The following is a 21,143-nucleotide window of genomic DNA, read 5'->3' as shown; positions in this document are numbered from 1 at the left end:
AGTTTAGGGAATAACAAAGAAAAAGTATTTTTAAAGATTATTTAATTGGGGATGGTCAGAGAATGAATCACGTATTCCGTCAGTTTTCTATGGGGGCTGTAGCCATTGCACTTATGCAGGTTGCCTCTGCACAGGTCAGCATGACCAATATTGTACCGACACAAATTGCAGGTCAGGGTACAGAAATTAGAGTGATGTTTAATGGTTTGCCACCGCAACCACAGGCATATCAACTTGAAAATCCTTCACGTTTGATTTTGGATTTTAATAAAGCTCAGCAGACTTTAACACAGTCAAAAGTAGCAATTGGTACAAATGAAGCGAGCTCGGTCGATGTAAGTTCTGACGATCAGCGCTCACGTTTAACTGTAAATTTAAAAGAGGCTGGTGCGTTTACAACGCGCATTGAAGGCAATACTTTTATTTTAAAGATTAATTCAGCTCAAGCGGCTATTAAACCTTTACCAACAAGTACGATTCAACCCCAGGGGGTTTCAAATATTGGCTTTCAGCGTGGAGGCCAAGGTGAAGGGCTTATTGTCATCGACTTATTGGGAAGTAATACCCCAGTTGATGTGCAACAACAAGGCAGCAAGGTTGTAGTGAGAACTCTGGGTTCTAAAATTCCTACACATTTAGCTAAACGTTTAAATGTGAATGATTTTGCGACTCCTGTTTCTACCATCGAATCTTATAATGAAAAAGGTAATGGTGTTATTACGATCCAATCCACTGGTAGCTATGAATATATGGCTTATCAGGCGGAAAATAAACTCACCATTAGCTTAAAACGTCCTCAGGACAAAAATGTAACCTCTTTATATAAGACGCCTAATTATTCTGGTAATAAGCTTTCTCTTGATTTCCAAGATATTGAAGTTCGTAGAGTTCTGCAGTTACTTGCCGATTTTACTGGCATTAATATGGTGGCTGCCGATAGTGTTCAGGGTAATATTACTTTGCGCTTGAAAGATGTTCCGTGGGATCAGGCTCTTGATATTATTTTAAAGACAAAAAATCTTGATAAACGTAGAAATGGTAATGTCATTTGGATTGCTCCTGTTACAGAGTTAATCAAGGCTGAAGAAGAAGAAGCAAAAGCTGTCGCGCAGAGTGTCAAGTTAGCGCCATTGCAAACTGAGTATATTCAACTTAAATATGCTAAAGCTGGCGATATTATGGGCTTGATTACACAAGGCTCAAATAATAGTAATGGTTTACAGCGTACTTCAGGTGGAGGTACTTCAACTTCAACCAATTTAAATACCGGAGTTGATAGCCTAGGCAATAATGTGGGTAGTTTACTTAGCCCGCGAGGCACGATTACTCAAGATGATCGAACTAATACTCTAATTATTAATGATACAGCTCAATCGATTGACCAAATTCGTAAAATGGTTGATTTACTGGATGTGCAAGTTAAGCAGGTCATGGTTGAGGCACGCATTGTCAGAGCCTCTACATCTTTCACCAAAGAGCTTGGCGTTAAATGGGGGATACTATCTCAAGGCATTACCAATAATAAAAATTTGTTGGTTGGAGGTAGTGAAACAACATTATGGAATTTAAGGCAGCCAGAAAAAGATAGTACAACGGGTGGTTATAAATATACGATTGAACGTCCAGATAACTTAAATGTCGATTTAGGGGTAAGCAATCCGGCTGGAAGTATTGCCTTTGGTTTGATTAGTATGTCTGATTTTATGCTTGATCTTGAACTTTCTGCATTACAAGCCGATGGTTATGGTGAGGTTATTTCGACGCCTAAAGTCATGACAGCAGATAAACAACCTGCCAAAGTTGCGACAGGTCAACAGGTTCCTTATCAAACCACGACTAATTCTGCTGCTGGCTCAACTGCCACAACTTCTTTTAAAGATGCGCTATTAAGCTTAAACGTGACGCCAAGTATTACACCTGATGGTAAGATCCAAATGAAATTAGATATTTCAAAAGATTCTGTTGCTGGCGAAGCCCCTAATGGTGAGTTAATTTTAAATAAAAATCAGATTAACACCAATGTATTGGTTAATAACGGTGAAACAGTCATTTTAGGAGGGGTATTTGAGCAGACGACAACTAACTCACAAACTAAGGTTCCTTTCTTTGGTGATATTCCTGTGCTTGGGCATTTATTCAGAAAAGATGTGAAATCTGATGATAAACAAGAGTTACTGATTTTCGTTACGCCACGAATTGTTAATGACACTTTGGTGAGAAATCATTAATATATTTTTTAATGAAAGCAATTGAAATAGGTGGCGCCTTGCCAAGCAAAGCGTTTGAAACCCTACCAAATATTTATTTGGTAGGGCCCATGGGGGCAGGAAAAACAACCGTTGGACGTCATTTAGCCGAAATATTAGGGCGTGAATTTTTAGATAGTGATCATGAAATTGAACGCAAAACAGGTGCTACTATTCCTTGGATTTTTGAAAAAGAAGGGGAATTCGGATTTCGTGCTCGTGAAACCATAGTATTGAATGAGCTGACTTCCCGCAAGGCTTTGGTTTTAGCAACAGGCGGAGGTGCGATTACTCAAGCACCTAATCGTGAGTTCCTAAAGCAGCGTGGTATTGTTGTTTATCTTTACACTCCAGTGGAACTACAATTACAACGAACTTATCGCGATAAAAACAGACCTCTACTACAAGTTGAAAACCCTGAACAAAAATTACGAGATTTGTTAAAAATACGTGATCCTTTATATCGTGAAGTTGCTCATTACACGATTGAAACCAATCAGGGTGCTGCACGCGATCTTGCTCAAAAGATTTTGCAACTTATTTTGTCTAACACGCTAAAATAGCCAAACTTACTGGTGGTTTAATAAACTCATGCAAACGTTACATGTTGAATTAGGCGAACGTCGTTACCCTATTTTTATTGGCAGTCAACTTGATCCTAAACAGTTGCTTGAGCCTTATATTCATGGTCAACAGGTCATGATCGTGAGTAACGAAACAGTCGCTCCTTTATATTTAGATCACTATCAAGAAGCGTTAAAAAGTTTGGGTAAAACGATAGCTACTTGTATTTTGCCCGATGGTGAAAAATATAAAGATATTCAACATTTAAATTTAATTTTTGATGCATTACTTGAAGCTGGTTTTAACCGAGATTGTACGGTTCTAGCCTTAGGTGGCGGTGTGATTGGTGATATGGCTGGCTTTGCATCAGCATGTTTTCAACGTGGTGTATATTTTATTCAGGTTCCTACCACACTTCTTTCACAGGTAGATTCAAGTGTAGGCGGTAAAACGGGAATTAATCACCCACTGGGTAAAAACATGCTTGGTGCATTTCAGCAACCTCAAGTTGTTTTGGCTGATATGGCTCAACTCAATACTTTACCAGATCGAGAGTTGTCTGCTGGATTATCAGAAGTTATTAAATATGCCTTGTTAGGTGATGCTGATTTTCTAGTGTGGTTAGAGCAGAATATGGATGGGTTGGTTGGGCGCGATGCTGATCTTTTAGCAGAAGCTGTTTATCGTTCATGTGCTCATAAAGCTCGTATTGTTGCAAATGATGAAAAAGAGCAAGGTGAGAGAGCTTTACTCAACCTGGGTCATACGTTTGGTCATGCTATTGAATCTTACCTTGGTTATGGTACTTGGTTGCATGGCGAAGCAGTAGCTACCGGCATGGTCATGGCAGCTGATTTATCACAGCGTTTAGGCTGGATTTCAAGCGATGATGTAGAGCGTACAAAAAAAATTATTCAACGCGCTAATTTGCCGATATCATGTCCAAAAATTCCATTGGATGAATTCCTTGGATATATGGCACATGATAAAAAAGTCCTCAATGGTCAATTACGCTTAGTGCTGTTAAAGCAACTTGGAAAAGCGGTAATTACTAAAGACTTTGATGTTGAACTCATGAAACAAGCTATTTTGGCAAATCAACACGGATAATAAATTAAGGTAACACATGACTGTATCACGTACACTTTGGCAGAATGTTCAGCAATATATCTGGTTGGTGGGTGGTATCGTCTGCTTGTTTCTGGCTTTTCTTTTCTGGATAATGACGGATAGTAAGCAGCTTGTCGAAGTTGAAAAATCAGCCGATTCAGAAACACCAGTGCAAATTCAGCCAGAAAAAGTGGCAACAACGGCTAACTTAGGGGCTTTAGCTGATGAAGTTAGGCCTCTTGATTTAACGACTCGGACTGTCGTATCTGGTCAGCATGAGGCAGAGTTCCGCGGTACAAAATTTATTAACGAAAATAAGAAACAATGGACGCTCGAACTGTTCCGTGCATCTGATGAAGATATTATTAAAAACTTTTTAAAGAATCGTTCAGATCGAAATAAATTCATCTACTTCAGATTAAGTGGAGATAAGCAATCTGAACAATATGTTTTGACATATGGTGTATTTAAACGTTCTGAAGATGCAATTCAGCAGTTAACACAACTCAATCTTGATTTACCTGAATCAATTAAGCCACAACCTCAACAATTTTCAACTTATGTATCCTTAGTTAATGACTTGGGTGCAGATGAAATGAAAGGTGGGATTAGCCAAACTTATGAAGTGCGTTTACGTCCAGCTGCCTTGCCTAAAATTGATGAGTCTTTGCTCATGGGTGCAGGTGTGAATGGGGATTTAAGTACGCAACCTAAAGCGGCTGCTCCAGCAGCAAATTCTACAACTCGGACAACAATTATTCGTCGAGATGCAGAGGGAAATGTTGTGGATGTACACCAATCTAATTCTGCTGCTGATACTGCTAAAAAGACTCAACAAAATCGTGCAACTGAAGCTCCTCCAAAAAATGCAACAAATGAGGGCACAAAAGGGAACTAACAATAAGAATAATTTGCACAAATATAGTGCAATAATAAAAGTTACATATACTTTTTGATCAAGTGTGGTGCATATTTGGTCATTTATTAAAATGATAGCCTGAATAAAACATATCTATTTTTAATAAATATAAACACTTAAGTGTCAAAAATTATATTGGCATAATTTTTGCTTTATTCTTGTGCTTATTAATGTACTGCTAACTATTTTGGCGCTCTAAAGAGTGAAGTCTAGGCAGAGTCGTGGGGTCGAGCTGCTTTAAAAGAGTGCGAAATAAGTCAAAACATTTTTCTAGCAAAAACCAGTGTACGTAAAAATGGAACAGCGTATATTGGCTTATCAGCCCAAAATTTTTTTTTGCGAAACATTGAGCTAACTATCGTCCGTAGGCAATATCGCAGAAAGAAGTTGTTTGTTTGACGCTCGAAAGAGCCTTATTGAAAGAAGGGTACGCTATGCACATGCCATCGCCTAATACTGTAGCTCCCGCTCAAGGTTTATATCAACCTGATGAGTTTAAGGATAACTGTGGTTTTGGACTGATTGCCCATATGAAGGGTGAATCAAGTCATCATCTTGTAGAAACCGCAATTCACAGTTTAAGTTGCATGACGCACCGTGGTGGTATTGCCGCAGATGGCAAGACGGGAGATGGTTGCGGCTTATTATTGGCGATGCCAAAGCAATTTTTTCGTGATGAAGCAAAAAAACTGAGTGATATTACACTGAGTGAAGTTTTTGCTGTCGGTACTGTATTTTTAAATGTTGATCCGGCATTAGCGCAGCACTCTAAAAATATTTTAACTAAAGAAATTGAGGCTGATGGCTTACGCGTACTGGCTTGGCGTATTGTCCCTACAAATAACGATGCACTAGGTGAAATTGCACTTCAATCTTTACCTGCTTTTGAACAAGTCATTGTGAACTGTCCAATGGGTGTAACAGAGGTTGAGTTTAACCGTAAACTATTTTTGGCACGTCGCCGTGCAGAACAACAATTACTAAATGATCCGTCATTCTATGTGAACACGCTTTGTTCGACAGTAATCAGCTATAAAGGCTTGATGATGCCGGCTGCGATTGCTGAGTTCTATACAGATTTAGCAGATGAGCGTTTAAAATCTCATATTGTGGTATTCCACCAACGTTTCTCGACCAACACTTTACCGCGTTGGCCTCTTGCTCAGCCTTTCCGTTACCTTGCGCATAACGGTGAAATTAACACTATTACAGCAAACCGTAACTGGGCATTGGCGCGTACGCCTAAATTTGAAAATCCATTGTTGCCGGGCTTAACTGATCTTAATCCAATCGTGAACCGTACAGGTTCAGACTCTTCAAGTTTAGATAACATGCTTGAAATCTTGGTCGGTGGCGGTATGGATTTATTCCGTGCATTGCGTATGCTCGTGCCACCAGCTTGGCAGAACGTTGAAACTTTAGATGCAGACTTACGTGCATTCTATGAGTTTAACTCTAAGCACATGGAAGCTTGGGATGGTCCTGCGGGCTTGGTTATTCAAGATGGTCGTCATGCCATCTGTATGCTTGACCGTAATGGTTTGCGTCCTGCACGTTGGGTCGTTACCAAAAATGATTACATTACCTTAGCATCTGAAATTGGTGTTTGGGGTTATGAGCCTGAAGATGTGGTTTCTAAAGGTCGTGTTGGACCAGGCCAAATTTTGGTAGTTGATACTTTAACGGGCAAAGTACTTGATACAAAAGATGTAAATACACATCTTAAAAACATGCGTCCGTATCGTGAATGGTTGCGTGACCATGCAATTCGCTTAAATGCTAACCCTGAACTTGAAGAACAATTAGTTGATAAGGGCTTAACTGGTGATGCTTTAAAAGCAGCTCAAAAAATGTTTATGGTGACATTTGAAGAGCGTGACCAGTTGTTGCGACCAATTGCTGAAAGTGGTCAAGAAGCTGTAGGTTCTATGGGTGATGATACGCCAATGGCTGTATTGTCTCGTCAAGTACGACATGTGACTGATTATTTCCGTCAACAATTTGCACAGGTGACTAACCCTCCAATTGATCCATTACGTGAATCGATTGTAATGTCGCTCGAAACCTGTTTAGGCCGTGAGCAGAATGTATTTGAGCAAGGTCCAGAGCACGCAGATCGAATCATTATTTCGAGCCCTGTTCTGTCTAACTCAAAAATACAGCAAATCCGTAGTATTGATCGTGCAGGCTATGAGTCTGTTGATATCAATCTGAACTATGCTGAAGAAGAAGGTTTGCAAGCTGCGATTACACGTATTTGTGAAGAAGCGGCTCAAGCAGTTCGTGATGGTAAAACTTTAATTGTTTTAACTGATAAAAATATTCGCCAAGGTTTCTTGCCTGCAAACGCAGCGCTTGCAACAGGTGCAGTACACCATTACCTTATTAAAACTGGTTTACGTACTGATGCGAACATCTTGGTTGAAACTGGTTTTGCACGTGATCCGCACCAATTTGCGGTATTACTTGGTTTCGGTGCAACAGCAGTTTACCCATACCTTGCATATGATGTGATTAATGATTTAATTGCTAAAGGTGAGCTTTTAGGTGATCCAATCCATGCTCAAGCCAACTTCCGTAAAGGTATTGAGAAAGGCTTATTAAAAGTTCTTTCAAAAATGGGTATCTCTACCGTTGCTTCGTATCGTGGTGGTCAGCTTTTTGAAGCAGTGGGTTTATCGTCTGAAGTTGTAGACCAGTGTTTCTTAGGTGTTCCAAGTCGTATTCAGGGTGCAACATTTGCTGATCTTGAAAAAGACCAGAAAAAATTAGCTGCTACAGCATGGTCAAATCGTAAACCAATTGATCAAGGTGGTCTGCTTAAATTCGTATTTGATAAAGAATATCACGCGTTCAACCCAGATGTGATTAACTCATTACACAAAGCAGTTCGCTCTGGTAAATACGAACACTTTAAAGAATATGCTGAGCTGGTGAATAACCGTCCAGTAGCGACTATTCGTGACTTATTTAAGTTAAAAACAACGAATCCGATTCCAGTTGAGCAAGTTGAATCAGTTAAAGATATCTTGCCTCGTTTTGACTCTGCAGGGATGTCTTTGGGTGCTCTTTCTCCAGAAGCGCATGAAGCGATTGCAATTGCGATGAATACAATTGGTGGTCGTTCAAACTCTGGTGAAGGCGGCGAAGATCCTGTTCGCTACGGCACAATTCGTAACTCGAAAATCAAACAGATCGCATCTGGTCGCTTTGGTGTAACTCCTGCATACCTGACTTCTGCTGAAGTATTGCAAATAAAAGTTGCTCAAGGTGCAAAACCGGGTGAAGGCGGTCAGTTACCGGGCGGTAAAGTAAATGGTTTAATTGCACGTTTACGTTACTCAGTGCCGGGTGTAACACTGATTTCACCTCCACCGCACCACGATATTTACTCAATTGAAGATTTGTCTCAGTTAATTTTTGACTTGAAACAAGTTAACCCACAAGCAATGGTTTCGGTAAAACTGGTATCTGAGCCGGGTGTAGGAACAATTGCTGCTGGTGTTGCCAAGGCATATGCAGACTTCATTACCATTTCTGGTTATGACGGCGGTACTGCTGCATCTCCACTTTCATCAATTCACCATGCGGGTTCTCCATGGGAATTAGGTCTAAGTGAGGCGCATCAAGCACTTCGCGTTAATGACTTACGTGGCAAAGTACGCGTACAAACTGATGGTGGTTTAAAAACTGGTCTTGATGTGATCAAGGCTGCAATTTTAGGTGCTGAGAGCTTTGGTTTCGGTTCAACACCAATGATTGCGTTAGGCTGTAAATACCTACGTATTTGCCACTTAAACAACTGTGCAACTGGTGTTGCAACTCAACAAGATCACTTGCGCCAAGAGCACTATATTGGCGAACCAGAAATGCTCATCAATTTCTTCCACTTCATTGCGGAAGAAACGCGTGAATGGTTGGCAGCATTAGGTGTGTCTTCATTGAAAGACTTAATCGGTCGTGTTGATTTACTCGAAGTATTACCAGGTGAAACTGAAAAACATGCTCATCTTGATTTAAGTGCATTGTTAACGTCTCATCCATCTGCTGACGGTAAAGCGCAGTATTGTGAAGTACAAGGAAATGCGCCATTTGATAAAGGTGTGTTAGCTGAGAAAATGGTTGCTGAAATGCTTCCTGCAATTGAATCAAGTGCAGGTGGTCAGTACAACTTTACTGTTGTGAACTGTGACCGCTCGATTGGTGCTCGTGTGTCAGGTGAAATTGCTCGTCGCTATGGCAACTTAGGCATGGAAGTGCATCCAGTTGTGATGAACTTAACGGGTACAGCGGGTCAGTCACTTGGTGTATGGAACGCGGGTGGTTTACATATCCGTCTTGAAGGTGATGCCAACGACTATGTGGGTAAAGGTATGGCAGGTGGTCGTATCTCAATTTTCCCACCAAAAGGTTCACCTTTCCAAACTCAAAACACAGCAATTATTGGTAATACCTGTTTGTATGGTGCAACTGGCGGGAAGCTTTTTGCAGCGGGTACAGCGGGTGAGCGTTTTGCAGTTCGTAACTCTGGTGCATTCGCTGTAATTGAAGGTGCTGGCGATCACTGCTGTGAATATATGACAGGTGGTGTTGTGACTGTACTTGGTAAAGTAGGCCATAACTTTGGTGCGGGCATGACTGGTGGTTTTGCTTATGTACTTGACCTTGATAATGATTTCGTAGATTACTACAACCACGAATTGATTGATTTAAATCGTATTTCAACAGAATCTATGGAAGATCATAAAGAGTTCTTGTTGCGTATTATCGATGAGCATATTAAAGAAACAGGTAGTGCTTGGGCTTATAAAATCCGCAATGAGTTCGATTTCTACAGCCGTAAATTCTGGCTTGTGAAACCAAAGGCTGCTAATTTGCTAACGCTTTTGAAAACAACACAAGCTGATCCACAATAATTCCACGACTGCAACGACATAGGCAGGTGCGGGCAACAGTGAAAACCGCGCCTACCCACGGAGAGAGACATGGCAGAACGCCTAAATAATGACTTTCAATTTCTGGATGTAGCACGACAAGATCCAGAGAAAAAAGATATTACTGTCCGCAAAGCAGAATTTGTGGAAATTTATAAACCTTTTACATCGGAAACTGTTGCTAATCAGACTCACCGTTGTTTAGGTTGTGGTAACCCATATTGCGAATGGAAATGTCCTGTACATAACTACATTCCAAACTGGTTAAAACTCATCGCTGAAGGCCAAATTTTCCAAGCTGCTGAGCTTTGCCATCAAACCAACACATTACCTGAGGTATGTGGTCGCGTATGTCCACAAGACCGTTTATGTGAAGGTGCTTGTACCTTAAATGATGGTTTTGGTGCAGTAACCATTGGTAATGCTGAAAAATATATCAATGATACAGCCTTTGCTTTGGGCTGGCGTCCAGATATGTCAGGCGTAAAATGGACTGACAAAAAAGTTGCAATTATTGGTGCTGGTCCAGCTGGTTTAGGTTGTGCAGATATCCTAGCTCGCGGTGGTGTTAAACCCGTTGTATTCGACAAACGCCCTGAAATTGGTGGCTTACTTACATTTGGTATTCCAGAATTTAAAATGGAAAAAGATGTGATGAAACGCCGCCGTGAAATTTTCACAGGTATGGGCATCGAATTCCGTTTAAATACTGAAATTGGTACAGATGTAACCATCGATGAATTACTTGCAGAATATGATGCGGTGTTCATGGGTATGGGAACTTATACCTACATGAAGGGTGGTTTCCCAGGTGAAGATCTTAATGGCGTTTATGATGCTCTTGATTTCCTCATCTCTAACGTGAACCGTTGCCAAGGTTGGGAAAAAGACCCAAGTGAATACATCAGCTTAGATGGTAAAAAAGTGATTGTACTTGGTGGTGGCGACACTGCGATGGACTGTAACCGTACTTCATTACGTCAAGGCGCTCATGATGTAACATGTGCATACCGCCGTGATGAAAGCAACATGCCAGGTTCTGCACGTGAAGTAAAAAATGCCTATGAAGAGGGTGTAAAATTCCTATTCAATCGTCAACCGATCGAAATCGTTGGTGAAAATGGCAAAGTGACAGGCGTAAAAGTTGTAACCACACAAATGGGTGCACCAGATAGTCGTGGCCGTCGTAGCCCTGAACCAGTTCCGGGTTCTGAAGAAGTATTACCAGCCGATGCTGTTCTACTTGCATTCGGTTTCCGCCCAAGTCCAGCTGACTGGTTTGGTAACGCGAATATTAATCTTGATGGTTCGGGCCGTGTTGTCGCGGTTGAAAAGCAAGAATTCAAATTCCAGACATCAAACCCGAAAATCTTTGCGGGTGGTGATATGGTGCGTGGTTCAGACCTTGTCGTGACTGCGATTTGGGAAGGCCGTCAAGCTGCTGAAGGCATTTTGGATTACCTTGGTGTTTAATAAATTAATGTGTTAAAACACTCAAAAAAGCCTACTTCAAGTAGGCTTTTTTTATTGCCTACCATTAGTCACTTTGATGTTTTTGGCAAATATAATAAGCTTTTTTGCCCTTTTTAGCTTTTTAAGCTCGCGACATACTTAAATCTTCCTTCTTCAATACAATAGGTGTTGAGTATGAACATCGCAGGTATGACGGCAGAAAAATCATATTTAAATCGTCGAAAAGCGTTGGGTATTACAGTGCGTCGCCTTGAGTTTAATCCAGCGGCGATTAAACGGCACTATTTTGTCAATTCTCCTCTTATGTCTCACTTTTTAACTGCACTTTCCTCGACTTTTCCTGTAGGAGAGCAATTTTTTGTAAATAGCGTACGTAATGTGCGTGATAAAGTCTCAGACCCTCAACTACAAGCACAAATTGCAGCTTTTATTGGGCAAGAGGCTATGCATTCCAAAGCTCATAGTGAGTTTAATGAAGCTTGGCGGCGTGATGATTATAATCTGGACAGTTTTCAAAATTGGTTAAATCAGCGTGATAAATATTTAAGAACGATTCCGCCTAAACTACAGTTGGCTCTTACCTGTGCTTTTGAACATTTTACTGCTTTACTTGGAGCATATGTTTTACAGCATCCAGAGCTATTAAAAACCCTAGATCAAGATGCGTTAAAACTTTGGGTATGGCATGCGATTGAAGAAATTGAGCATCGTTCAGTCGCATTCGATGTCTATCAGCATGTGTACGGAGATGATCGTATTCGTCGTTTACTCATGCGTAGTGTTACTACTGGGTTTGCGAGTCTCGCTTTTTATGGGACAACTCGTTTATTTTGGCAAGATAAGTGGAATAGCTTACCTAAAATTGGTGGTAATTTGTTTGGGCTATATTTACTGATGAAAATGCTTGTCCAGTTAATGCCTGAATATTTTTCATATTACAAAAAAGATTTTCATCCTAGTCAAAAGGATTACGGCAAGATGGTCGATTATTGGAAAAGTTTGTTAGCAGAAGAATATCAAATGGCAAGTTTTCAATAAGAAAAAGATCAAAGATTAAGTTAATAGAAAACCGGATTTAAAAATCAGGTTTTTTAAAAATCAATAAAATAAAAGCAACACAATAATGCCAAATTCATCATACAATCGGGTAAAGAGGTTAAAAATATAAAGAAAAACTTGAGGATAATGTGACGATGAAAACGTTGAAACAATTTGCAATCGCAACGACACTTGCCAGTACCTTACTATTTTCGGGGTGTGGCTATAACACGTTACAAGTAAAAGATGAGGCAGTAACAGCATCTTGGTCTGAAGTACAAAACCAATATCAACGTCGCTCAGATTTAGTACCAAACCTTGTAAATGTAGTTAAAGGTTATGCTAAGCATGAGGAGAAAGTATTAACCGAAGTAACACAGGCACGCTCGAATGTTGCTGGTTTAAAGGTTGATAAAGAAGTTTTAGAAGACCCAGCTTTACTTGAAAAGTATCAACAGGCTCAAAGTCAGTTAACAGGAGCATTATCTCGACTTATTGCTGTATCTGAAAACTATCCAGATTTGAAAGCCAACACTCAATTCCAAGAATTACAAGTTCAGCTTGAGGGTACAGAAAACCGTATTGCAGTTGCCCGTAATCGTTATATTACAACGGTGCAAGACTATAACTCTTATGTGCGTCAGTTTCCGCAAGCAGTGACTGCAAAAGTAATTGGTATGCATCCAAAAGCTAATTTCTCTGCAGAAGCTTCTGCACAACAGACTCCAAAAGTTTCTTTTGATTAATTTAATAAATCAAAGGAGTGCCGTATGAGAAATACTCTATTGCTTCAATCAAAGCAAATTAAGGTCTTTATCTCGACCTTAATTTTGCTCTGTTGTGGTGTTCTTTTTCAGAATACGGCATGGAGTGAAAATAATACTGCAACTGCTACTGATGAGACCGACACAATAGTAGCGGGCAAAATTATTCAAAAGCAGCAAAATCAAGCCACCGCATCTAAATCGGGTGAACAAGCTGCTTCAAGTGTTGTTCCTTCACCTAAAGTCTCTAACGATATGGCAGATGGTGAATCAATTCGTGGTTTGCCAACTTTAAACCAACCTGTTATTGATCAAGCCAATATCTTAAGCGAGACAGAGAAGCAGCAGCTTGACCAAAAAATTCTAAGTTTATATCAACAAGGCAAAGCACAAATTGGTGTCGTTATTGTTCCCACAACGGGCCAAGAAGATATTTTTGATTATGCCCTACGAGTGGGTGAACAGTGGCAATTAGGTTCAGCTAAGCGTGACAATGGATTACTCATTGCGGTTGCGGTAAATGACCGCCGCATACAAATTTTAACTGGCTATGGTTTAGAAGGCGTGTTGCCTGATATTGTCGCAAGTCGAATTATTCGAAACCAAATTACACCTTATTTTAAACAAGCCCAATATGTGCAAGGTTTAAATGCAGGTCTTGATGAAATTGGCAGGATTTTAAATCTTGATCCAGAAGTAGCTCAGCAAGCTGCTCAAGATTTAAAAGAACGACAACACCAAGCCACAGAAGAGCAACAAGCTAAACAAACAACCCTGACAATGGCTTTATTTATTCTTGTTGCCGGAATTGTTGGTTCATTTATTGTAGGACGACCTCTTAGTGCATCTACTGCTGGTGTTGCTGCCGCTGTAGCAGGTTTTGTAAATGGCGCAGGTCTAGTGACTAGTTTATTACTTGGTTTTGGTATTTTCTTTTTACTCATTACCTCTATTGCCCAACTTATTTTGCAGGCTATTCTGAGTGGTTCTGGCGGCGGTGGACGTGGAGGAGGCTTCGGCGGTGGTGGCGGAGGCTATGGTGGCGGTGGAGGTCGTTTTGGCGGTGGAGGCGCTTCAGGCTCATGGTAACAACATCAGAAACAACACAAATTATTACTCAACCAAAAATTGAGGAATCTGTAGAGCCAAGCCTAAAACGTTGGTTTAAACATTTATGTTACTTTCCTGCGAGTAGTCGTTATTTTTCAAAACAAGATAAGCAAACTATTGCCGATGCTGTCCAGCAAGCAGAACAAGGGCATGTTGGTGAAATACAGGTTGTAATTGAAGGTCATATTCCATGTTCACAGGCCTATAGACAAAATACACGTTTAAGGGCACAGCAGTTATTTGCAGAGTTAGGCGTTTGGGACACCGCATTAAATAGCGGCGTATTGTTATATCTAAATTTATGTGAACGTAATGTCGAAATTATATTTGACCGAGGTATTAGAAATGCGACCAATGATCAGGTCTGGCAGCAGATTTGTGAATCTATTGTTCAACAGCTTAAACAGAAAAAATATCAGCAAGCTGTAGTGATGGGTGTGCAACAAATTGGAGAGGTGTTGTTAGGATTTTATGACGAAAATATGCCAGATCAATCCGATGAATTGGGAAATGCTCCAATTATTATTAATTGAGTTGTGTTCTAAAAAACCTATATCTCATAGTTTTTTTACTTTTTATTTTTTAAGATGACTGACGAAAAATGTCACCTATTTATTTATTTTTAAAGAGGATTTGTTCACAGAAATAAATATAAAGTTTGATAAGTTTGGTTTACTTCTTTTTATATGTGATACGTTATGGTGAAAAGTCATATGACAATTTTTGTCAGTTATTTACAGTGATTTTATATTTACTAAATTGAAAAATTAATATAAGTTTTTGTTTTATAAGTAAAATAAAAGTTGGCATGGTTGCTGCTATGTAGTTGGGAGCTGAAAAAGCTTATATAAAAACATACATACAATCTTTGGGGAAAAGGCTATGAATGCACAAAAAGGTTTTACATTAATTGAACTTATGATCGTGGTTGCGATTATTGGTATTTTGGCTGCAGTTGCTATTCCTGCTTATCAGGACTATACGGTTAAGTCTAAATGGGCATCTAATATTGCTGATGTAGAAGGAATTAAACAAGCTGTTAAAAATTGCTTAAGTGACCAAGCTGGTGATGGTACTAAGTGTAATACATTAACACAACTTAAGGCGTATGGTTTCGCTGGTTCTGTGTTGCCAACTCCGCATTATGCTACAGCTGCTGTTACTTTGTCGGGTGCTGCACCAAGTGCAGCAGCAGCAGGGGATGGTACAGTTACTATTAACTTTACTGGTGTTAGTGAAGTTAAAAGTTTGGTGTATGAGGGAATTTGCCAAATGAATACGGGGGGTAATATTGATTGTACAGCTACTGCAAATGATACTTTAAGTACTTATGTGAAAGGCACTAAGCGTTAATTTATATCTAAGTAAAAGTGAAAAGCACCTTAAGTAAGGTGCTTTTTTATGTTAGAGATCAAAATTTATTTTTCACTAATAATTTCAAAATAGTATAAAACTCTTATATGTTAGAAAACTTCTCTTTCCTTATTTACATGTATAATTTCCTCAAATTTTGGCTATAACCTGTCTTTATGCAATTATTCTTCCTATTTCTCGCTGCAATCCTGTTAGGTTTTGCATGGTTGTCTCCATTTCACTATAGCCCTTGGGTCATGTTCTCTAGTGAAGTGAGTACTTTCGGGGCAGGGTTATGCGTATTAGCTGCTCTAATTCAGCAAGATATTAAAATTCCTAGAGCACAACTATTGTTGCTGCCATTTACTTTAATCCCAATAGTGCAGTGGGGTTTCGGTTTGGTTTTTGATCTGAGCACAGCCTTATTGAGTTCATTTTACTTGTTAGGTTTTTGGTTTATGGTCTTGGCTGGTTACAACCTGTCTTTAGATCAACAAAAGAGAGATCAGATTTTTTCTGGTTTTAGCCTACTCGTAATTGTTGTATCAGTTGCCACGAGCTTCATTGCAATTTGCCAGTGGCTAAATATTGACTCACATTTTGTTCATATGCTTCACTTGATTGGCAACCGTCCTTACGGTAACTTCGGTCAGCCCAACAATATGGCAACCTTCTTAATTGTTGGGTTGTTGGGTTGTTTATATTTATATGAAAAGAATAAGGCTGCAGTGTGGTTACTCTTGCCTTCAGCACTGATTATTTTATTTACGGTTGCATTGAGTCAATCACGTACATCATGGATTGTTTTCCCATTTTTATTCATCTATTGGATTGTTAAGCAATTTAAACAGCAAAAACGTTTTGGGTTTATTCAAAGTCTTTTATGGTGTGTTGGTTTTTTTGTTGTTGCAGGTGTGATTCTGCCTTTTGCAACAAGCCTCATTGAAGCATGGTCAAATGCAAATGTAACTGAAGCAAGTACGTTGGTAGAGCGAGCAAGCTCTGGATATTTACGATTTAACATCTGGTCGCAAATGTTGCTTGCGGCGCAGCAGCATCCTTGGTTGGGGTATGGCTGGAATCAAACCAGTGTGGCACAAATGACGGTTTATCATGCTTTTCCAACAGGAGAATGGACCACAAGTGCTCATAATGTACTACTCGACTTAATTATCTGGAATGGTATTCCGCTGGGTGTTGTAGTCATTACTTACTTTGTTTGCTGGTTTCTTTGGTTAAATCAACAAGCTAAGAATACTATCTCGATTATCGCAATTATGATGGTGTGCACAGTGTTTATTCATGCCATGTTAGAGTTCCCACAGCGCTATGCTTATTTCTTGCTTACTTGTGGTTTTTTACTTGGTATTGTGCAAGCACAGGTTCCTGTCCTCAAAGGAGTTGTACTTAATAAACAACTTCTCCGCTTAATATGCACTGTAAGTTTGCTGCTTATTCTTGCGATTTTACGTGATTACAATGTCTATGTTCTGAATAGTGATTTGCTTTTTAATAATAAGCGTCCAAATGCAGCGTTCATGGGAAGTAATAAAATTTTTGTTTTAACACAGTTTAAGCAACGTTTAAAATGGATTGAACTTAATCCTCAAATTGTATTATCTGAGGCTGATTTAGCTCAGTGGGAAAATTTTGTAAAGAATAAACCTACTCCATATAACTTGCGTAAATATGCAAAATTGTTAGCTTATAATGGAAAAGTAGAGCAGGCAGAACAACAAATATTTATTTTACAGCATCTTTATAATCAAAAAATCACGCTGCTAGAGTTATTAAAAGAAAAGTAATAAAAAATCCCCTTGAGTACAAGGGGATTTTTTTATGAGAAATTACATTTGACTCTGGATATAATTTTCAATGCCAACGCTGCCGATAAGGTCAATTTGAGTATCTAACCAGTCCCAATATTCTTCTTCTTTTTCTAAAATTTCTTGAACAAGATCACGAGTTACATAGTCTTGTTCTGTTTCAGCGAGTGCAACGGTTTTTTGAATTGACTCTATATTTTCTTTCACTTTACGAATATCACAGTGAAGAACTTCTTCTGTGTGTTGGCCGATATAAAGTTTGCCTAAATGCTGAAGATTAGGCAGGCCTTCTAAAAACAAAATACGTTCAATAATTTTGTCTGCATGCTTCATTTGACGAATTGATTCTTTATATTCGGCAGAGCCAAGCTGCTCAATTCCCCAATCATTAAACATGCGTGAATGTAAAAAGTATTGATTAATTGCCGTTAAATGATGATACAGCACTTGATTGAGCTGGTTAATGACATCACGATTGCCTTTCATTGTAGCTACTCCAAAACAATTTCTGCCTCAATTCAAATAAGGCAATCTATAAAACCATTTTAGTGAACAATCATGGATATGGCGAGTAATTTATAGAACAGCAAATGAAAATCGCAATCAAAAACAACACAATATTAGGAAAGGAGAGTTTCCAGCCAAAAAAAACCGCTTGAATGAGGAACTATGAATGTTCCGCAAAAAGCGGTGGAGGAGCTAATAAATACTATTAAATTTTTATAATTCGATTACGCAGCTACGGAAATACGAGCAGCGATTTCTGCTAATTCTTCACTAATAATAGCACGTGCTTCTGGTGCACAGCGTCCACAGCAAGTACCGAGATCAAGCAAATCACGAATTTCGCGATAGCTTTCAGCGCCGTTTTCAACAGCGTCTTTAATATCTTGATCGGTAATGCCACGACACAAGCAAACGTACATGGGAGTGATCCCCAAATATAAATGCGATAATTGATATTATTGATAATTATTATCGTTTGTCAATGAAATTCATTTAAAATCTCATTTATTATTATTGGGAATTTGGATAAAAAAATACCACCTGAGCGGAAATCTGAGTTATGTTCAGATTTTATACAAAGGTGGTTCATGATTTAGAGCTAAGAATTTAACGGGAAATATTCAATATATTTTATATATCTTATTGATTAATAATTACAATTCCATCCATTTCCACTAACGCACCTTTTGGTAAGCTTGCTACACCAAGAGCTGCACGGGCAGGATACGGTTGAGCAAAATATTCACCCATAATTTGGTTTACAAGTTGGAAGTTTGATAAATCAGTTAGAAAAATATTGAGCTTGGCAATGTCAGCTAGAGAACCGCCAGCAGCTTCACAAACTGCTTTTAAATTATCAAATACACGGCGAATTTGAGCTTCAATACCTTCTACAAGTTCCATACTATATGGGTCTAAACCAATTTGCCCTGAAAGATATAATGTATTATCAACTAAAATAGCTTGAGAGTATGTGCCGATAGCAGCAGGGGCATTTTCAGTATGAATCACTTGGCGGGACATTTGGTTCTCCTTGATTAAATCTCATTCCATCATAATCGATGATAGGTTTTGACAAAAGTATCATCGATTTAACTGATTGAGTGAATTTGGAAAGTTTGATTTTGTTAAATAAACATAAACCTGACCAATAGCCCTTGTAAAGACTTAGCTTACTTTTGAAATTTCCATTTGTGGATTAGGAGCATCCAAGCGTTCAATACGTGGGAATCCATAATGCATACGTAAGTCACGGATGACTTTCGCAATATGTTTACGGTTGTTAACTACAATATTAACAAACGTTCTTTGCTCATTTGAGTGAACCATTTCTACCCCTGCATTATTTTTACGGCATTGATAGATCAGGTCTGATACCTGCTCATCATTCATTGCCATATCTATAGCGAGGTAGGCGGTAAAACGTACATCATCTACATCATCTGCTTTCCATTGAAGCGGCATGATATTTTCAGGATGGAGATGTTGTTCATGGAGTAAGTTGTGACAGCGGATGCGATGCACAATCAATCCACGACGTGTTAAATGTCCTTGAATCGGGTCACCTAAAACTGGATTGCAGCAATGCGCATATTTAACGTCGATACCTTCAGTACTTTGAATGAGTCGATCTGAATTTTCCATCTGTGGATGTTTGTCATGAGCAAATAGGTGGTTAGCTACGAGTTGAGGTAGTAAGTCACCAACCGCAATTTGTTCAAACAATGTATTTTTATTATCGATATGACGCCATTGAAGTAAATCTAACCAGTCAGCTTCAGAAAGATCATTAATTGAACGATTGAAGAGTTTCAGTGCTCGAGAAAGTGCTTGTGCACCAACTAAACGTTGTTCTTCAATATCTTGATCTTTAAGAACATGCTGCAACGCACGGCGAGCTTTTTGAGTGTTAATAAAACTTAACCAGTCTGGGTTTGGTGTTGCTAACACATCTGTAATAACTTCGATAACCTGACCGCTAATTAATGGTGTCGATAGTGGTTTAATCTCACCATCTACTTTTGCACCAACTGCATGGTTACCTAAAAATAAACTAGCTGAATAAGCAAAATCAACTACGGTAGCACCTTGTGGTAATTCATGGAGTTGACCATGTGGTGTGTAAACCCAGATTTTTTCTTGATGTAAGTAATCTAATAAATCATTGAAGGTCGTTTTTGCACATTCTCCATCGATCAGCGTGTTCAAATTTTGCATAGAGGCCTGAATGGCTGAGCGACAAGTCTGTGGTGCATTTTCACCAAGCACTACCCCAAAACGGGCAGCTTTACGCATAAGCTCGGTTTGAATGGTAAGAGAGAGAGTGGTTTTTTCGCCTTTAAGTTTAATCAGTAAAGATTGGTTACCACCCGGTAGCGGACGACGGATATGGTCTTGATATTGAATAACTTGAAAGTTTTCTCTTAGAGCCTCAACTAAGCGGTCACAGTCAGCAATTGATTGTAAAATGATTTCAAAAGCATGACTATGGGTAAGCTCTTGTAGATCCATCTCATTTTTAACGAAATGGCGTAATAATTCGATATTGTTATTTTTCTTTTTAATGCGCCCTTGAATATGATAATTATGAAGAAGTTCAGCGAGGTTTTGTTCCCAGATACTTTGATATTTACATCGCTCTGGTTTGGTTAGACGTAGTGCATTTTGCACGTTATCAAACATATCAAGATCAAGGTTCTGATAACAAAGATTTTCTAAATTATCACCCATTTCATTCATGCCGACTAATCTTGCCATTGGCACAAAGATATCAAGCGTTTCTTGAGCAATGCGGGCGCGTTTATCTGGGCGTAAAGCACCTAGGGTTGTCATATTATGATAGCGATCGGCTAATTTAATAATAATGACACGTGGGTCCTGTAGGGTCGCTTGCAAGATTTTTCGGAATGAGGCGGCTTTGTTATATTCTTTATCACTTGACTGGCTAAGTTTGGTTACGCCGTCAACCAGCTCGGCAACTGTCAGGCTGAACTTTTCAGTAATATCTTCTTTTGTATATTGAGTGTCTTCAATAACATCATGCAAAAGTGCCGCCATTAAGGTTTCAGCATCTAAACGCATGTTTGCAAGAATGCAGCTGACAGCAATTGGATGCAGAATGTAGGGTTCACCACTTTTACGTGTAATGCCACTATGCGCTAGATCGGCAAAATCACAGGCAGCAAGCACTTTCTCGACCTCACTTACCGATAAGTAAGGGTCGACAATCAATTTAAGCTGTTGCTTGGCTTGGCTGACCTCTTCGCCTGGCATAAATCACCCTTTTTCCTAATACTGAG

The 21,143-nt window shown here is 39.3% G+C and carries 16 protein-coding genes; 12 read left to right on the top strand and 4 right to left on the bottom strand.

The window, feature by feature from the left end; translation table 11 throughout:
• The first annotated feature begins 62 nt into the window (after window positions 1-62).
• The 12 genes from pilQ (at window position 63) to WA249_RS06410 (ending at window position 17,316) form a co-directional block, all read left to right on the top strand.
• Window positions 63-2,228 (top strand): type IV pilus secretin PilQ family protein, encoded by a 2,166-nt coding sequence (gene pilQ, locus WA249_RS06465; protein ID WP_336167177.1) that lies wholly within the window; start codon window positions 63-65, stop codon window positions 2,226-2,228.
• 11 nt (window positions 2,229-2,239) lie between these two features.
• Window positions 2,240-2,809 (top strand): shikimate kinase AroK, encoded by a 570-nt coding sequence (gene aroK, locus WA249_RS06460; RefSeq protein ID WP_004789808.1) that lies wholly within the window; start codon window positions 2,240-2,242, stop codon window positions 2,807-2,809.
• 28 nt (window positions 2,810-2,837) lie between these two features.
• The gene (gene aroB / locus WA249_RS06455; protein ID WP_336167175.1) at window positions 2,838-3,920 is read left to right on the top strand and encodes a 3-dehydroquinate synthase; all 1,083 of its coding nucleotides are present in this window, start codon (window positions 2,838-2,840) and stop codon (window positions 3,918-3,920) included.
• Between the two features lie 16 nt (window positions 3,921-3,936).
• Window positions 3,937-4,818, top strand: a complete 882-nt coding sequence (locus tag WA249_RS06450) for a hypothetical protein (RefSeq protein ID WP_336167173.1) — start codon at window positions 3,937-3,939, stop codon at window positions 4,816-4,818.
• Between the two features lie 461 nt (window positions 4,819-5,279).
• Window positions 5,280-9,755 (top strand): glutamate synthase large subunit, encoded by a 4,476-nt coding sequence (gltB, locus tag WA249_RS06445; protein ID WP_336167170.1) that lies wholly within the window; start codon window positions 5,280-5,282, stop codon window positions 9,753-9,755.
• A 69-nt stretch (window positions 9,756-9,824) separates the two neighbouring features.
• Window positions 9,825-11,246 carry a glutamate synthase subunit beta gene (locus tag WA249_RS06440; protein WP_336167169.1) on the top strand — a complete coding sequence of 474 codons (1,422 nt, stop codon included), beginning with the start codon at window positions 9,825-9,827 and terminating at the stop codon, window positions 11,244-11,246.
• 174 nt (window positions 11,247-11,420) lie between these two features.
• Window positions 11,421-12,284 carry a metal-dependent hydrolase gene (locus tag WA249_RS06435; RefSeq protein WP_336167168.1) on the top strand — a complete coding sequence of 288 codons (864 nt, stop codon included), beginning with the start codon at window positions 11,421-11,423 and terminating at the stop codon, window positions 12,282-12,284.
• Between the two features lie 155 nt (window positions 12,285-12,439).
• A complete protein-coding gene (locus WA249_RS06430; protein ID WP_336167167.1) occupies window positions 12,440-13,030 on the top strand; it encodes a LemA family protein in 591 nt (196 codons plus the stop codon).
• Window positions 13,031-13,054: 24 nt separating this feature from the next.
• The gene (locus WA249_RS06425) at window positions 13,055-14,137 is read left to right on the top strand and encodes a TPM domain-containing protein (protein ID WP_336167166.1); all 1,083 of its coding nucleotides are present in this window, start codon (window positions 13,055-13,057) and stop codon (window positions 14,135-14,137) included.
• Window positions 14,131-14,691 (top strand): TPM domain-containing protein, encoded by a 561-nt coding sequence (locus tag WA249_RS06420; protein ID WP_336167165.1) that lies wholly within the window; start codon window positions 14,131-14,133, stop codon window positions 14,689-14,691. Before WA249_RS06425 ends, WA249_RS06420 begins: the two co-directional genes overlap by 7 nt.
• A 349-nt stretch (window positions 14,692-15,040) precedes the next feature.
• Complete coding sequence (locus WA249_RS06415; protein WP_336167162.1) at window positions 15,041-15,511, top strand: pilin; 471 nt, start codon at window positions 15,041-15,043, stop codon at window positions 15,509-15,511.
• A gap of 176 nt (window positions 15,512-15,687) precedes the next feature.
• Window positions 15,688-17,316, top strand: a complete 1,629-nt coding sequence (locus tag WA249_RS06410) for a PglL family O-oligosaccharyltransferase (RefSeq protein ID WP_336167160.1) — start codon at window positions 15,688-15,690, stop codon at window positions 17,314-17,316.
• 42 nt (window positions 17,317-17,358) lie between these two features.
• On the opposite strand, the gene bfr is transcribed toward WA249_RS06410, so the two are convergent.
• From bfr to WA249_RS06390, 4 genes are all read right to left on the bottom strand, one after another.
• The gene (gene bfr, locus WA249_RS06405; protein ID WP_336167158.1) at window positions 17,359-17,823 is read right to left on the bottom strand and encodes a heteropolymeric bacterioferritin subunit Bfr; all 465 of its coding nucleotides are present in this window, start codon (window positions 17,821-17,823) and stop codon (window positions 17,359-17,361) included.
• A gap of 245 nt (window positions 17,824-18,068) precedes the next feature.
• Window positions 18,069-18,263: a bacterioferritin-associated ferredoxin gene (locus WA249_RS06400; RefSeq protein ID WP_009392016.1), complete on the bottom strand. Its 195-nt coding sequence runs from the start codon at window positions 18,261-18,263 to the stop codon at window positions 18,069-18,071.
• Between the two features lie 220 nt (window positions 18,264-18,483).
• Window positions 18,484-18,867 (bottom strand): RidA family protein, encoded by a 384-nt coding sequence (locus WA249_RS06395; RefSeq protein ID WP_002116996.1) that lies wholly within the window; start codon window positions 18,865-18,867, stop codon window positions 18,484-18,486.
• Window positions 18,868-19,011: 144 nt separating this feature from the next.
• Complete coding sequence (locus WA249_RS06390; protein ID WP_336167156.1) at window positions 19,012-21,117, bottom strand: RelA/SpoT family protein; 2,106 nt, start codon at window positions 21,115-21,117, stop codon at window positions 19,012-19,014.
• Between the last annotated feature and the right edge of the window lie 26 nt (window positions 21,118-21,143).

It is taken from the genome of Acinetobacter sp. 161(2023), from assembly GCF_037027805.1.
Lineage (GTDB): Bacteria > Pseudomonadota > Gammaproteobacteria > Pseudomonadales > Moraxellaceae > Acinetobacter.
This window is presented reverse-complemented; position numbering and strand designations above follow the sequence as displayed.